The 13,865-nt window shown below is 73.0% G+C and carries 17 protein-coding genes; 2 read left to right on the top strand and 15 right to left on the bottom strand.

Annotated features, from left to right (window positions below; all coding sequences use genetic code 11):
• Window positions 1-313: 313 nt before the first annotated feature.
• The gene (locus VF468_26380; GenBank protein HEX5881815.1) at window positions 314-676 is read left to right on the top strand and encodes a DUF488 family protein; all 363 of its coding nucleotides are present in this window, start codon (window positions 314-316) and stop codon (window positions 674-676) included.
• Between the two features lie 117 nt (window positions 677-793).
• Here the strand turns inward: VF468_26380 and VF468_26375 are convergent, their stop codons facing one another.
• Both VF468_26375 and VF468_26370 read right to left on the bottom strand, forming a co-directional pair.
• Entirely contained in the window at window positions 794-2,026 is a 1,233-nt protein-coding gene (locus tag VF468_26375; GenBank protein HEX5881814.1) for an FAD-dependent oxidoreductase, read from the bottom strand.
• A 16-nt stretch (window positions 2,027-2,042) separates the two neighbouring features.
• Entirely contained in the window at window positions 2,043-2,183 is a 141-nt protein-coding gene (locus tag VF468_26370) for a hypothetical protein (protein HEX5881813.1), read from the bottom strand.
• 283 nt (window positions 2,184-2,466) lie between these two features.
• On the opposite strand from VF468_26370, the gene VF468_26365 reads away from it, so the two are divergent.
• On the top strand, window positions 2,467-3,159 hold the full coding sequence (locus VF468_26365; GenBank protein ID HEX5881812.1) for a helix-turn-helix domain-containing protein: 693 nt from the start codon (window positions 2,467-2,469) through the stop codon (window positions 3,157-3,159).
• A 32-nt stretch (window positions 3,160-3,191) separates the two neighbouring features.
• Here the strand turns inward: VF468_26365 and VF468_26360 are convergent, their stop codons facing one another.
• From VF468_26360 to VF468_26300, 13 genes are all read right to left on the bottom strand, one after another.
• Window positions 3,192-4,175, bottom strand: a complete 984-nt coding sequence (locus VF468_26360; protein HEX5881811.1) for a tetratricopeptide repeat protein — start codon at window positions 4,173-4,175, stop codon at window positions 3,192-3,194.
• The gene (locus VF468_26355; GenBank protein HEX5881810.1) at window positions 4,172-4,708 is read right to left on the bottom strand and encodes a cytochrome c-type biogenesis protein; all 537 of its coding nucleotides are present in this window, start codon (window positions 4,706-4,708) and stop codon (window positions 4,172-4,174) included. The genes VF468_26360 and VF468_26355 overlap by 4 nt, the downstream gene beginning before the upstream one ends.
• Before the next feature lie 2 nt (window positions 4,709-4,710).
• Window positions 4,711-5,337, bottom strand: coding sequence for a TlpA disulfide reductase family protein (locus VF468_26350; protein ID HEX5881809.1), 627 nt, complete (start codon window positions 5,335-5,337; stop codon window positions 4,711-4,713).
• Window positions 5,334-7,340 carry a cytochrome c-type biogenesis CcmF C-terminal domain-containing protein gene (locus VF468_26345; protein HEX5881808.1) on the bottom strand — a complete coding sequence of 669 codons (2,007 nt, stop codon included), beginning with the start codon at window positions 7,338-7,340 and terminating at the stop codon, window positions 5,334-5,336. The genes VF468_26350 and VF468_26345 overlap by 4 nt, the downstream gene beginning before the upstream one ends.
• Complete coding sequence (locus VF468_26340) at window positions 7,341-7,760, bottom strand: cytochrome c maturation protein CcmE (protein ID HEX5881807.1); 420 nt, start codon at window positions 7,758-7,760, stop codon at window positions 7,341-7,343.
• Window positions 7,761-7,777: 17 nt separating this feature from the next.
• Complete coding sequence (locus tag VF468_26335) at window positions 7,778-7,918, bottom strand: hypothetical protein (protein ID HEX5881806.1); 141 nt, start codon at window positions 7,916-7,918, stop codon at window positions 7,778-7,780.
• The gene (ccsA, locus tag VF468_26330; GenBank protein ID HEX5881805.1) at window positions 7,911-8,693 is read right to left on the bottom strand and encodes a cytochrome c biogenesis protein CcsA; all 783 of its coding nucleotides are present in this window, start codon (window positions 8,691-8,693) and stop codon (window positions 7,911-7,913) included. The genes VF468_26335 and ccsA overlap by 8 nt, the downstream gene beginning before the upstream one ends.
• A 26-nt stretch (window positions 8,694-8,719) precedes the next feature.
• A complete protein-coding gene (locus tag VF468_26325) occupies window positions 8,720-10,141 on the bottom strand; it encodes a hypothetical protein (protein ID HEX5881804.1) in 1,422 nt (473 codons plus the stop codon).
• 95 nt (window positions 10,142-10,236) lie between these two features.
• Window positions 10,237-10,884: a heme exporter protein CcmB gene (locus tag VF468_26320; GenBank protein ID HEX5881803.1), complete on the bottom strand. Its 648-nt coding sequence runs from the start codon at window positions 10,882-10,884 to the stop codon at window positions 10,237-10,239.
• A gap of 23 nt (window positions 10,885-10,907) precedes the next feature.
• Window positions 10,908-11,615 (bottom strand): ABC transporter ATP-binding protein, encoded by a 708-nt coding sequence (locus VF468_26315; protein ID HEX5881802.1) that lies wholly within the window; start codon window positions 11,613-11,615, stop codon window positions 10,908-10,910.
• Between the two features lie 155 nt (window positions 11,616-11,770).
• Window positions 11,771-12,067 carry a 4a-hydroxytetrahydrobiopterin dehydratase gene (locus tag VF468_26310; GenBank protein HEX5881801.1) on the bottom strand — a complete coding sequence of 99 codons (297 nt, stop codon included), beginning with the start codon at window positions 12,065-12,067 and terminating at the stop codon, window positions 11,771-11,773.
• A gap of 67 nt (window positions 12,068-12,134) precedes the next feature.
• A complete protein-coding gene (locus VF468_26305; GenBank protein HEX5881800.1) occupies window positions 12,135-12,734 on the bottom strand; it encodes a hypothetical protein in 600 nt (199 codons plus the stop codon).
• The coding region (locus VF468_26300) for an RIO1 family regulatory kinase/ATPase (protein HEX5881799.1) at window positions 12,731-13,865 on the bottom strand (1,135 nt) is incomplete at its 5' end. The genes VF468_26300 and VF468_26305, both read right to left, overlap by 4 nt.

Raw genomic sequence — 13,865 nt, 5'->3', positions numbered from 1 at the left:
TCTGACCTTCCTCCTCGATGAGACGTTCCTCGTGCAGGGGCGCGAAGGCGGCACGGTGCTCGGCGACCTCTCCAGGTAACCCGGGTCGGCCGACCTCCTACCAGAAAGACGATCGGCAGTCCGCCCGATACGACAACCCTCCCCGAGGAAACTCCGCGCGGCCTGACTGCTTCCTCGGAAGAGATCCTTGACACTCCGGGTCTCCGCTCGCTATGGGACCGCATGAGCGAACCCAGATGCCATGCCAGTGAACATCGACTGGCGACCATCCAGCCGGCCGAAGAAGTCACAGGCATGCGTGAGGAGGCAGGCCATGGGCGGGAAGCCGGAGGTACGGGTGCGCCGGGTCTACGATGAGCCGGAGCCAGACGACGGGACCCGGGTGCTGGTCGACCGCGTCTGGCCGCGAGGGCTGACCAAGGACCAGGCCCGCCTCGACCAGTGGAGCAAGCAGGTCGCCCCGTCGACACAGCTGCGCAAGTGGTACAGCCACGACCCCGAACGGTTCGAAGAGTTCCGCCGCCGTTACCGCGAGGAACTCAAGGACGCCGAGCACGCCCCAGCACTCGAGCACCTGCGGAAGCTGGCCAGGAGCGGGACGCTGACGCTGCTCACCGCGACCAGGCATGCCGAGATCAGCCAGGCCGCCGTGCTCGCCGACCTGATCAGGGGCTGAGCCGAGCCGTGCCGCCACCCACGATCGGCCGAACACCTGCTTGTTCGACGTGAATCGCCAGGGCGGCCTGGATCAGTGCGGCGTGGGTCGCGGTACAGCAGTGGGCCGTGCTCCGGGCTAGCGATCATCGTCGGCGAGTTCCTTGATCGGGGTGTCGGGGTCCACCAGCCGGCCCAGGTCCACGTCACGTCCGCTGCGGATCAGCGCCTGGATGGGCTCGGCGACGTCTCGGACATTGACGTTCATGCCGGCGACCACATGCTGATGGCGCACCCAGAAGGCGACGAATTGGCGCGTCGCCGCATCACCCCGAACCACCACGCGGTCGCTCGCGGTGGCCAGCCCCGAGTACTCCATGCTGACGTCGTACTGGTCGGAGAAGAAGGAAGGGAGCCGCTCGTAGCGGGTGGGGAGGCCGAGCATGGCACGGGCCGCAACCGACCCCTGGTGCAGTGCGGTGGCCCAGTGGTCGACACGGAGGCGGGTCCTGAGGAGGGGGTGCCAGGCGGCAGCGACGTCGCCGGCGGCGTAGACGCCGGGCGCGATGGTCTCCAGCCACTCGTCGACCAGCACGCCGGCCCCGCCGGCGATCCCGGCCGCCTCGGCCAGCTCGGTCCGCGGGATGGCACCGATGCCGACCAGCACCAGATCGCAGGGGAGCGTCCTCCCGTCGCTGGTGACGACGGCTTCGACACGGCCGTCGCCCCGGAAGGCGTCAATGTCCGTCCCGAGCGCGAGCCGGACGCCCTGCTCGGCATGGAGGTCGCGGTAGAAGCACCCGATCTCGGGGCCGAGCACCCGAGCCAGCGGCACCGCCTCCGGGCCGACAAGGGTGACGTCCCGGCCGAGCTGGCGTACCGAGGCGGCGACCTCACAGCCGATCCAGCCGGTCCCGACCACGACAACGCGCGCGGCCTGTCCCACGGCCGCGACGAGACGGTCGGCGTCGCGCCGGTTGCGGAGGTGGTAGATGCCGTCGAGGTCGGCTCCGGGGCGGCGCAGGCGGCGCGGTGCGGCGCCCGTGGCCAGCAGCAGCCGCTGGTAGCTGATGCGCTCGCCGGAGGCGAGCTGGAGCCGGCGGCCGGGCGGATCGATGGAGCGGACCCGGGCCGAGGTGTACAGCTCGATGTTGTGAGCGGCGTAGAAGCACGCGTCGTGGAGGTAGAGCGAGTCCCGGTCGGCCTCGCCGCGCAGGTACGTCTTGGACAGTGGCGGGCGGTCATAGGGCCGCTCGGCCTCCTCGCCGAGCAGGACCAGACGGCCGTCGAAGCCCTCGGCGCGCAGGGCCTCGGCCGCCTTGGCGCCGGCCAGGCCGGCCCCGACGATGGCGAAGGTGGGTGTGGTTGGCATGATCTCCCCGGCGTGGTCAGCCGTTCCGGAGCTTGAGGCGGCGGGTGAACGGCTCGACCACCCGCCCCGGCTTCGACAGCCCGAGGACGAGGTACAGCTTGGGGCGGGCGCCGCCGGTCGGGTCCTGGTCGGCCGGGCAGTGGCCTGGCGCCGTCATGCCCGGGCTCCTCCTCTTCTCTATCAATAGAATTCGTTGACTATAGAGATCACCTTCCCTGAATGTCAAGGTCGATTAGTTTTAGAAGGCGGGCAGCGGTCATGGCATCGCCGTCTCCCACGAGGAGCGGTCAGCCCCTGGTACCGTTGGGCGTCCACCAGGATCGGGTCAGCGCACTCGGGTGAGGCTGGACGAGTCGCCGCCGTACCCCTGAGCGCGCTGTCCGGCCGGGCACTCATCTGCCGAGCGCCCACCGGTCGGGCCAGCGGGGGGAAGCACCGTCATGGACAACGCCGAAGAGCTCACCGCGATCTCGCTGCTGGTCGACCCCGTCCGCTGGCGTCTCTACACCTATCTGCGGTCGTCGGGCAGGGCGGTGGGCCGAGACGAGGCGGCCAGGGCGGCCAACATCTCCCGCAGCCTGGCCTCGTTCCATCTCGACCGCATGGCCGAGGCCGGCCTGCTCGAGGTGGAGTACCGGCGGTTGTCCGGCCGCACCGGGCGAGGCGCGGGGCGGCCGGCCAAGCTCTACCAGGTGGGGGCCAGGCACTTCGCGGTCTCGCTGCCGGCTACCCACTACTCGCTGGCGGGCCGAATCCTGGCGGCCGCGATCGAGGAGAAGCGGCCGGACGAGGACGGCTCGGCTGCGGTCGGCCGCGTGGCCGGGCGGATCGGAGGCGAGGTGGGTGGCGACCTGCGCGACCAGGGCGCCTCCCGCGCGGACGCCCCGCTGGCCGTCGCCGAGTGGGCCGCACGGCAGCTCGGCTACGAGCCGGAGCATCACGCCGACCGGGTGCAGCTGCGCAACTGCCCGTTCGACGAGCTGGCCGACTCCCATCGCGAGCTGATCTGCCAGATGAACCGGGCCCTGCTTGCCGGGCTGCTGCCCCCGCTGGGCGCCGATGGCGTTTCGGTCGAGCCCGTCCAGCGCCGACCCGGCGTCTCCTGCTGCGTGCAGATCACCCCGTCGGGCTGAGACGCGCTGGCCGGATCCGCGGCCGGATGAGGTCACGGCCCCGGCCGGTCGGCGGTGGCGGTCGAATTCGGGGATCGAGCCGGCGGCCTGGCGCCGGGGGTGGCCGTGGCGAGCTCGAGGAGCTGCTCGGCCAGGTCGCGGTGGTCCCCGAACGGGGCCACCTGGAGGTAGGTGCGAAGGCTCGGTACCGCGGCCTTGGGCTGGCGTAGACCCATGAACAGGATGAGGCCCTTGGCGTACAGGGCCTCCGGGTAGCGTGGGTCGGCGGCCAGGGCCTGCTCGACCGAGCGTAGCCCCGGCTCGGGCAGGCCGGACCGGAACAGCAGCAGGCCGAACTGCGTGTTGGCCTCGACGTTGCTGGGGTCGAGCTTCAACGCGCCCAGGTACTCCAGCGTGGCTTCCTTGAGCCGCCCGGCGTCCAGGTAGCGCTCGGCCAGGGTGAGGTGGGCGGCGACGTCGCCTGGGTGCTCACGTACGCGCCGCTCCAGGCCCTCGAGCGACGCCGCGTCCTGACGTCCCGGGGCGTCTCCGGTCGCCGCCTGTCCGGTGGTCAACTGGCCGGTGCCACGGTCGCCGACCGCGCCGTCCAGTAGCGCCGCCGCCCCGGCCACCACGACCACGCCGGCCAGCGCGGCCACCGCCCGGCGTGGCCAGCGCCGGCCTGGCGGCCGCCCGCCGGGACGGCGGGTCGCGCCTGACGGCGCAGGCCGGCGAACCTCGCGCAGGCTCCCGGCCAGCTCGCCGGTCCCTTCCCGGGCCTCGAGCGCCCGCAGGACCGCCACCGCCCTGGCCTCCGCCGCGGCGCGGGCGTCGCGGTAGCCAGCCTCGTCGAGCTTGCCTGCCCCCCGGTCCTCGTCGAGGTCGCGCAGATGGCGGAGGGCTCGGCGGCGCTCGTCCTCCAGTGGGTCGGCGAGCCGCTGGAGCGCCGCCGCCGAGCCCCGCTGGTAGGGCCACAGCACCGCGACGGCGGCGATGGCGGTGAGCCCGACCGCGCCCAGCAGCGTGAGCGGGGTCACGGCGGGTCCTCGAAGCGCGCCAGCGCCCGTTCCAGCAGCACCTTGTCGGCGCGGGACGTGCCCGGTGCGGAGGGCGACGACGCGGCTGGGGCGGCTCCGCGGGCCCGCCATCGGCGCACGGCCAGCACGGCGGCCAGCACGCCGCCGGCCAGCAGCAGGGCCGGCGCCACCCAGGCGACCAGGCCGACGCCGCGGCGGGCCGGCACGAGCAGGACCGACTCTCCGTAGGCGGCCACGAACTCCCGGCGGATCGCCTCCGGGCTCTTGCCGGCCGCCAGTCCCTCGGCGATCTGGTTGCGCATCTGCTGGGCGAGCGGGGCGGGCGAGTCGGCCACGGACAGGTCGCGGCACACCGGGCAGCGGAGCCCGGTGGCGATCGCATGGACCCGTTCGGCCGGCGTGGAGGCCGGTGCCGGGCCGCGGGCGGCGACCGCGGCCAGGGCACCGAGCGCCACCAGCAGCACCACGGCAAGGCCGACGGCCGGACGAGCCCAGGCCCGAGCCGGCCGGGACGCTGCCGCCTGGTCGGCCATGCCTATCGTGACCCCGCGGCGGGCCTGCCCGGTTGCCGCCCGGAGCCCCCGGGAAGCACGCGGGTGATCTCCCGCACGAGCTGGTCGTAGGTCACCGGGCCGACGTGCTTGGCGGTCACCCGCCCGTCCGGGCCGATGACGAAGGTTTCGGGGATGCCGTAGACGCCGTAGGCCAGGGCCGTCCGCGAGCCCGGGTCGGCCACGACCGGCCAGCCGGTGCCCGTCCCGGCCAGGTAGGCGAGCGCGCTGGGGTGGTCGTCCTGGAAGTCGATTCCGACGAGCACCACCCCGGCGTCGCGGAAGCGGTTCCAGGCCGCGCTCAGGGCCGGGTGCTCGACCCGGCACTCGGCGCACCAGGAGGCCCAGAAGTTCACCACCACGACCCGACCTCGCAGGTCGCCGAGGCGCACCGTGCGGTCCCCGTCGAGCGTGCGCAGGGCGAAGTCCGGGGCGGGCCGCCCCAGCAGGGGCGAGCGGATGGCGGTCGGGTCCCGCTGGAGGCCGGCCGACAGCAGCCAGGCGGCGAGGGCCACCGCGGCCACGACCGCGGCAAGCAGCAGCGCCCGCCTGGGCCGATCCTGGCCGGTGGCGCTGGCGGGCGCCGCCTCGGTCCGAGCGCCGCCGGTCATCCTCGATCCACCACGGCGGGCTCTCGGCGTCGGGCCGACGGGACGGCTGGCCGCGGCGCCGCCGGAGGCCGACGGGTCGGCCAGACCGCCAGCAGACCGCCGAGCACCATCACGGCGCCGCCGACCCACAGCCAGGTCACGCCCGGGTTCAGGAAGAACCGGAAGGTGGCCCGCTCCCCCTCCTGTTCGACGCCGACCACCGACGCGTAGAGGTCGCGCAGCGGGCTGGTGCGGATCGAGGGGGTGCCGATCGGCTCGGAGGCGGACGGGTAGAGGTTCAGCGAGGGGCTCATACGGCCCAGGTCGCGGCCGTCCTTGGCCACGCCGACGTCGGTGACCAGCACGGTCCGCTGCGGCTGGCGCAGCGTCCGCATGCCCTCGTAGCGGAGGGTGTAGCCGGCGAAGCCGGCGCTGGCGCCGCGGGACAGCGTCAGGTCGGTCTGGCGGGCCAGGGTCGAGGAGGCGGTGATGGCGAGCGCCGCCAGCGCCAGGCCGACATGGACCAGCAGGCCGCCATAGCGGCGGCGGCCGCGCAGCAGCGCCCCCAGCGCCGCCGCCGGCCGGCGGCGGCTGCCGGTCCGGACGGCGACGCGCAGGCCGGCGCCGATCTCGGCGAGGTTGGCGACCCCGACGAAGGTGGCCAGACCGAAGGCGGCAACCGCGGCGGGGTTGCGGAGCCCGCCCACGGCCAGCACCAGCACCAGCGCCGCGCTGGCCCCCAGGGGCAGCCGCAGGCGCCGCGTGAGCCGCCCGGCCGACCCACTCCGCCAGGGCAGCAGCGGGCCGACGCCGGCCAGGAACAGGAGCAGGAGCAGCAGCGGCACGGTCGTGCGGCGGAAGTAGGGGCCGCCCACGGTCACCTGCCGGCCCGAGGTGGCCTCCACCGCCAGGGGGAACACCGTGCCCAGCAGCACCACGAAGGTGAGCGTGAGCAGCAGCAGGTTGTTGCCGACGAAGCTGGCCTCGCGCGACAGCACGGCGTCGATCCGACCAGGGGCGCGGAGCCGCCAGGCCCGCGTGGCGATGAGCCCGAATCCTCCGGCCAGCACCAGCACCAGGAAACCCAGGTACATCGGGCCGACCGACGATGTGGCGAAGGTGTGCACCGACAGCAGCACGTTGCCTCGGGTCAGGAAGGTGCCGAAGGTGGCGAGGGCGAACGCGCCCACCGCCAGGCTCAGGTTCCACACCGCGAGCATGCCGCGCCGCTCCTGCAGCATCACCGAATGCAGCAACGCGGTGGCGACCAGCCACGGCAGCAGGGCGGCGTTCTCCACCGGGTCCCAGGCCCAGTACCCGCCCCAGCCGAGCACCGAGTAGGACCACAGCGCCCCGAGCAGCAGGCCGACCGTCAGGAAGCACCACACCGCCAGGGTCCAGCGCCGGGTGAGGGCGACCCAGCGGTCGGACAGGCCGTCGCTGACCAGCCCGGCGATGGCGAAGGCGAACGGCACGGTCAAGCCGACGAAGCCGAGGTAGAGGAACGGCGGGTGCACCGCCATCAGCGGGTGGTTCTGCAGCAGCGGCGTCGGTCCGCGACCGTCGGGCGGTGCCGCCAGGGTGGCGAAGGGCTCCGACGGGCCCGAGACCAGGAGCAGGTAGAACACCGCCACCGCGTACATGACCGCGAGCGCCCCCGGCAGCGCCTCGGGCCGGTATCGGCGGAACCGGAAGGCGACCGCCGCCAGGTAGCCGGCCAGCACCAGGTTCCACAGCAGCAGCGAGCCGTCGTCGGCCGACCACAGGGCCAGCACCTTGAAGAAGGTGGGGGTCGCGCGGCTGGAGTTCTGGGCGACGTAGCGGAGCGTGAAGTCGTCGGAGAGCAGCGCCGCCAGCATCGCCCCGTTGGCGGCGGCGACCACCGCCAGCAGCGCGAAGGCGGTGGTGCGGGCGCTCTCGACCGCCAGCGGCCGCTGCCGGCGCAGCCCGACGACCGCGGCCAGCAGGCCCCAGGCGGCGAGGGCCAGCGCCAGCAGCAGGGCGTAGCGGCCCAGCCGGTCCACCTAGCCGCCCGTTTCCAGATACGCCGGGCCAGGCACCTCGCCGGGGGCCGGGGGCCGGTACTCGTTGGAGTGCTTGACCAGGACCGTGTCGGCGTGGAACGCGCCGTCGCCGCCGAGGACGCCCTCCACCACCACGCCCTGGCCGGCCTGGAACAGGGAGGGCACGCCGCCGGTGTTGACCACGCTGGTGTGCGCGGCGCCGTCGGTGACCACGAAGCGGACCGAGGAGCCGGCGCGCTCCACCGAGCCGGGCAGGACATAGCCGCCGAGCCGCAGCCGCTCGCCGGCCGCCGGCCGGCCGGCGGCCAGGTCGCGCGGGGTCTGGTAGTAGACCAGGCTGCCGGACAGGCCTCTGGCGGTGACCCAGCCAAGCCCGGCCGCGAGCAGCACCACTGCGACCAGCGTCCTGCCCCGTCGCACGGCCCCCGGCCTTCCCCTCACCGGCGCGCCGGCCGACCGGTCAAGGCAGCGGTGCGGCGCCGGGCCCGCCGGGCCCGGCCGTGCAGCCGCAGCAGGTAGCCGCCGAGGGTCGCGGCGGTCGCCAGGTACCCGGCGGCCACGTATCCGAGGTCAGGCATCCGACCCCGCCCTTCCCCGCACGCCCACGACCGACGGGAGCTGCCCATCCGACGGCCGGCCGCCGGTCCGCGCCGACAGCGCCTGGGTCGCGGCGCGCTCCTCGAGCCGGCCGACCCGCAGCCGCACGGTGATCAGGTAGGCCCAGGCCAGGGTGAAGGCGGCCACGGCGACCAGGAGCGCGGCGAGCATGCTGCCGGCGATCGTCGGGGCGCCAGGCCGTAGCACGGTGGGCGCCTGGTGCAGCGAGCGCCACCACACCACCGACATGTGGACGATCGGCACGTCCACGAACCCGACCACCCCCAGCACCGCCGACCAGCGGGCCCGGCGGCCGGGGCTGTCGGCCATCTGCCGCAGGGCGAGATAGCCCAGGTAGATCAGCAGCAGGACCGCGGTGGTGGTCAGGCGCGGGTCCCAGGTCCACCAGGTGCCCCACACCGGCCGGCCCCACAACGCCCCCAGCACGATCGTGAGGGCACAGAACAGCACCCCGACCTCGGCCGAGGCGGCGGCCAGGCGGTCCCAGCGCGTCCGCGACGTCACCAGGTAGGCGACGCTGGCCGCGAACACAGAAGTGAACGACAGGTAGGCCAGCCAGGCGGCCGGGACGTGCACGTACATCAGCCGCTGCACCTCGCCCTGGACGGCGTCGGGCGGCGCCACCAGCAGCGACAGCCCGGCGCTGGCGGCGAGCCCGGCCAGGGCCGCGCCCGCCAAGGCCCGCTCCCCGCGCCGGCCGGTGAGCCTGGCCATCATCTGTTCGCTGCGCTTCATGGCGACCTCCGGGCAGGCAGGCCTGCCTACAGCGACTTCAGGTACTGGGCCAGGTCCTGCTTCTCCCTGGGGGTGAGGCCGAGCTCGAAGAAGCGGTCGTAGTGGTCGACCACCTGCCCGAGGGTGGCGAAACGACCGTCGTGGTAGAAGCCGCCCTTCTGGTGCGCCCACAGCCCCTTCAACGGCGTCGTGCGATACCGGTGGGTGGGCGAGCGGTCGGCCTGGAAGCGGTCGATGCCGATCTCGCCGGGGGTGTGCAGGTTCCAGCCGGGCTCGGTGAACAACGGCGGCACGTGGCAGGTGGCGCACTCCGCCTTGCCGCGGAACAGCCTTGCCCCGCGGGCGGCGGCGGCCGGGTCGAAGGAGCCATCGGGTGGCTTCGGCGCAGCCAGGGCGAGCTGGTAGAAGTGGAGCGCGGCCAGCTTGGGCGTGATCAGGTCGGGTGAGTTGGTGACGTGCCCGGACCGGTTCCTGGCCGCCACCGGGAACTGCTCGGCGTTGTCGAGGCGCGGGTCGTAGAAGACGCCCTGACCGTGCATCTCGAGATTTGCCACGAAGGCGTTCCAGTACGGGACCGAGCCCCAGCCGGTGTAGGTGTGTAGGTTCACCCCGGCCAGGCCGTAGGCGGGTGGGATCAGGGTGGCGGCGGTCTTGCCGTCGGGCCGGAACCCCTTGCCGTCCAGGAACAGCTCGGCGTCGAACTTGCCCGGCCCCCACGCGGCCAGCACCTTCTTGACGGTGGCCACGTCGGTGCCGAGGAGGCGGGCGACCGGCCGCAGGTCGGGCGCCAGGGAGACGATCGCGCCGACATTCAGGTCGCGGGCGGCGTAGCCGTCCAGCCGGTGACCGATGCCCGGCGCGAACGAGTCGTCGACGGTGGAGTGGCACAGGGCGCACTGGATGCCCATCGAGCGCAGGCCGCCGCTCGAGTCGAAGAACCCGGTGACGCCGACCACCGCCCGCAGCTTGAGCAGCGCCAGCGTGACCGCAGGGTCGTCCAGGTCGACCTCGCCCCGCTGGAGGGCCTGCTGCAGCTCGGGAGGCAGGGCGTCGACGTCGACCTTCAGCCCGACCCCGAGCGCCGCCCTTGGGCTCAGGCCGGGCCCGACGCCGCCGTTCGCGGCCCCGGCGACCGCCCGATGGAGCTTCAGGCTGTCGCCCCAGAACTGCTCGTCGCCGAAGGTGTCGAAGCGGAAGATCTGGCGACCCTGGTCGACGAGCCGCGTCGCCTGCGTCTGCACCGGTTGATCGCCGCGGGCCGCCTGCGGTTGCTCCCGGGCCGATGACGACCCCGAGAGCTCGAACAGGACGCCCGCCGCCATGAGCAGCAACAGCAGGCGGCCCAGCGCCACGGCCCAGCGCCGGGGGCGCCCACGTGTCGCGTCCGCCGGCTCGGGGGACGGCGCAGGCTCTGGCGCCGCGCCGGTGGGGTCAGTGGTCCCGGCCATGGGTCACCACCTCGGGATCCCGAAGCTCCTAATACCAATGGAAACTAGTATTAGGGGACTCTGGCACCGCCCCTGGCGGCGTGTCAAGGGTCCGGCTACTCCTCGACGAGGTATTCGAAGACCAACGTGCCCGCAGCCAGGAACACCAGGTCGAACGCGACCAGCAAGCCGAGCCAGGAGCCAGCCTCGCCGCCGCGCCCGGCAACGGCCAGCTCGGTCGCCTTGACCCCCGCGACCAGCACGGGCGTGGCCAGCGGCATGACCAGCAGGGGCAGCGCCGCCTCGCGGGCCCGCGGGACCACCGCGAGCACGCCGAAGAGGCTGCCGACCGCGGCAAGCCCGACCGTGCCCAGCGCCAGGGCAGCGACGATCACCGCGACGCCCCGGCCCAGCGGCAGCCCGAACAGCACGGCCACCATCACCAGCACCGACCCCTCCAGGACCAGCAGCTCCACGGCCATCGCGGCCGCCTTGCCGGCAAACACCGAGGCCTTGTCCACCGGCGCCAGCACCAGCCCCTCCAGGGCACCGTCCTCGGCCTCGGCCTCATAGGCCCGGCGGGCCAGCAGGGTCGAGCCGAACAACAGCGCCAGCCACAGCAACCCGGGCGCGGCGGCCTCGAGCAGCGTCCGCCCGGGCCCGAGCGCAAGCCCGAAGGCGAGCAGCAGCGTGGCCGCGAACGGCAGGGCCAGACCGGCGGCGTGACGGCCACGAAGCTCGATGCGCAGGTCCTTGGCGGTCACCGCCGCTGCCAGGCGCAGCGACCTCACCGTGGTACCGCCGACCGCGCTGGCGGGACCGGGTTGGGGTGCAGCCGCCCCGCTTCGATCAGCACCGTCCTGCTGGCAAGGTCCGCGCGGGTGGCCTCGTGGGTGGCCAGCACCACCGTGCGCCCGGTGTCGCGCGCCGCCAGGACGGCCTCGTCGACGATCTCCCTGGCGTGGCCGTCGAGGCCGGCGTAGGGCTCGTCGAGCAGCAGCAGCTCGGCCTGGCGAAGCATCGTCCGTGCGATGGCCAGCCGCTGGCGCATGCCCTGGGAGAAGCCGCCCACCCGCTCGTCGGCTGTCCCGGCGAGGCCGACCCGCTCCAGCGCCGCGGGCGCCAGGCCCGGGTCGATCCCGTGCAGGACGCAGGTGAACCGTAGGTTCTCCGCGGCGGTCAGCTCCTCGTACAACCGCGTGCGATGGGTGAGCAGCTCGGTGCGGCGGCGGATCTCGTCGCGCTCGCTGACCAGGTCGAAGCCGAGCACGGCCCCGCCCCCGTAGGTGGGTGACAGGGCGGTCGCCAGCACCCGAAGCAGCGTGCTCTTGCCGGCACCGTTGGCGCCCCGCAGCAGCACGACCTCGCCGCGCCCGACCACCAGGCGGATCCCGACGATCGCCGGCTGGGACCCGAACACACGGGTCACTCCGGTGAGCGAGATCGCCGGGGCCGTGCCGGTCTCGGTGCGCGGGGTCGGCGCGGGCTCGGCCACCGGCCCTCACCTACCTTCGTATCAACAATGCTCATTGATGATAGGAACGTAGTTGCCCTCCCGGAACGCGTCAAGCGCTCACCAGAGCGGGAGCAGGACGCCTCCGGCACCAGGCCTGCTCGACAGCGCGGCCCTATCGCCAGGCCGCCGGTCGGTCAGGTGGGCTGAGCGGGTTGGTCGAGTTCCTGAATGCGGGCCGCGAGCTGGAAGTCGCGGTCGGTCAGGCCACCCTCAGCGTGGCTGGAGAGGGCCAAGGTGACCTTGTTCCAGCGGATGTCGATGTCCGGGTGGTGGCCGGCCACCTCGGCGGCTGCGGCGACCTCGTTGACGAACACCATCAGGTGGGCGAAGTCCTGGCGCGTGAAGGTCTTGACGATCTGGTTGCCACGCCGCTCCCAGCCGGGCAGGTGCTGCAGGCCCTCGGCGACCGCGGTGTCGTCCAGCCGTGACATGACTCCTCCTTCCAGGCGAAGGCGGCAGCCGGTTCGAACGGCCACGCGGGCCGGCGCCGCACCGTTGTCATCGGTTGCCTGCTTGGGCGGGGTGGTCGAGTTGGGCGCGGCCGTCGGTCGTTTCCCGGATGAGGTCACGTAGCGTGTCTCGGCTGATGAAGCTGAGTGCGAGGGTGACCTCACCGATCGGGCCGGCCCGTTCCTCGGTCTTGAACTGGAATCGGTAGGTGACACAGCCGCCCTTGAAGAGGTAGAAGCGGGTACCAGTGAAGCCGACCCCGGGCCGAACCTCGCCGATCCGTTCAAAGCGCCGCATCCCAGGCTCGTCAGAGGGCACTCGGGTGACCGTGCCCCCCTCGAACTGGCAGGTGCGCTCAAGCACCACCTGGACCGCGCGCATGCCGACCCGGTCCGAGTCCAGCGCGAACCTGGCCCGCCCGTCGCGGACGAAGGTGTTGCTGACGCCCCAGCCGGCTGGGAGCACCTCGACGCAGGGCAGCTGGCTGGCCGACGGCACCGCCTGGGCCATCAGGACCAGGAACGGGGTGCCCGATTCACCGCCGGCCTCGCAGAATGGCTGACGGGCCTGCGTGAATTCAGAGACGACCGGTCGAGCGCAGCCGACCAGCAGCAGGCAGGCCGCCGCCACAACCAGCCGGCGCCTCACAGCAGCTCCGCCGCCTGAAGATTGCTGACCACCATCAGGAGGACCAGCAGTCCACCGCCAAGCACCGCGGTCAGGAGGCCGACTCGGCGGATGCTCCAATGCTGGGTCGAGATGGGTTCGGGGCGCTCGGGCAGCAGCTGGAGGAACTCGGCGTGCAGGTCGCGGCCCTGCTCCCGCATCCACCGGCGCAGCTGGGAGGGCATGGTGAAGCCCCGGGTGGCGGCGAAGGCCTCGGCGATCTCATCATCGTTGAACACCAGCCGGGCCCGCCGGTAGACCTGCTCGGGGCTGGACCGGGTCGCCAAGACCAACAACATGTTGGCCAGATCGACCGCCTGCCGCCACGGCGAGGGCCGGACCTCGGCGAAGAACACATCGATCAGGTGGACCCGGCCGTCGCGGACCAGCAGGTTGGCCGGCTTGATATCGCGATGGGCCAGCCCGGCATCCCACAACCGGCGGATGATCCGCAGCCCGTCGTCGATGATCCCCTCGTCGACCTCGACCAGGTCGCCGAGCTCCTTGGCATCGTTGAAGAACTCGGTCACGACCAGGTACTCCCGCTCAGGGGTGATCTCGACGATCCCAAAGGGCTCGGGGCTGCGCACCCCAGCCCCATGCATCAGCCGCAGGGCGTAGTCCTCCTGCTGGACCAGCCGACGCACGGTATTGAACGGCTTCTCATCCTCCAGCCGCCCATACAGCAGGGTCCGGCCCAGCTTGTACCAGCGGTCCGAGCGCAGGTGGCTGCCGGCATAGAGCTTGGCGAACAGCCAGGTCTCGGGGTCGCCCTTGACCTTGACCCGCAGCGGGGTCGAGCCGGCCGACCCCGACAGGCCGAACGGCTTGATCTCGGCCACCTGGACACCCAGCTGGTCCTCCAGGGCCCGGTGGATGGCCTGACCGCGGCGGCCCCCGACATCCAGATGGGCCGAGCTGCCCCGGTGGTAGGTGACCGGGAACACCTCGTTGGGGGTGAGCATACGGAACGCCACCAAGGGGACGGTGACGCCAAGGACGACCGCGATGAGGACATCGCTGGGCGAGTTCACGGCCAGGTAGATGAGCGCCACCGACAAGGCCACGACCAGCACGGCCCCCACCGGTTTGCCCAGCCGGCGCAGCCGCCCG

Source organism: Actinomycetota bacterium, assembly GCA_036280995.1.
Lineage (GTDB): Bacteria > Actinomycetota > CALGFH01 > CALGFH01 > CALGFH01 > CALGFH01.
Note: the sequence above shows the minus strand (reverse complement) of the source record. Positions and strands in the feature narration are given on the sequence as shown.

Excerpts from the sequence above, each read along its gene's own strand:
- VF468_26380 (HEX5881815.1), top strand. The coding sequence starts at position 314 with ATGGGCGGGAAGCCGGAGGTACGGGTGCGCCGGGTCTACGATGAGCCG.
- VF468_26375 (HEX5881814.1), bottom strand. The coding sequence starts at position 2,026 with ATGCCAACCACACCCACCTTCGCCATCGTCGGGGCCGGCCTGGCCGGC.
- VF468_26370 (HEX5881813.1), bottom strand. The coding sequence starts at position 2,183 with ATGACGGCGCCAGGCCACTGCCCGGCCGACCAGGACCCGACCGGCGGC.
- VF468_26365 (HEX5881812.1), top strand. The coding sequence starts at position 2,467 with ATGGACAACGCCGAAGAGCTCACCGCGATCTCGCTGCTGGTCGACCCC.
- VF468_26355 (HEX5881810.1), bottom strand. The coding sequence starts at position 4,708 with ATGGCCGACCAGGCGGCAGCGTCCCGGCCGGCTCGGGCCTGGGCTCGT.
- VF468_26350 (HEX5881809.1), bottom strand. The coding sequence starts at position 5,337 with ATGACCGGCGGCGCTCGGACCGAGGCGGCGCCCGCCAGCGCCACCGGC.
- VF468_26335 (HEX5881806.1), bottom strand. The coding sequence starts at position 7,918 with ATGCCTGACCTCGGATACGTGGCCGCCGGGTACCTGGCGACCGCCGCG.
- ccsA (HEX5881805.1), bottom strand. The coding sequence starts at position 8,693 with ATGAAGCGCAGCGAACAGATGATGGCCAGGCTCACCGGCCGGCGCGGG.
- VF468_26325 (HEX5881804.1), bottom strand. The coding sequence starts at position 10,141 with ATGGCCGGGACCACTGACCCCACCGGCGCGGCGCCAGAGCCTGCGCCG.
- VF468_26310 (HEX5881801.1), bottom strand. The coding sequence starts at position 12,067 with ATGTCACGGCTGGACGACACCGCGGTCGCCGAGGGCCTGCAGCACCTG.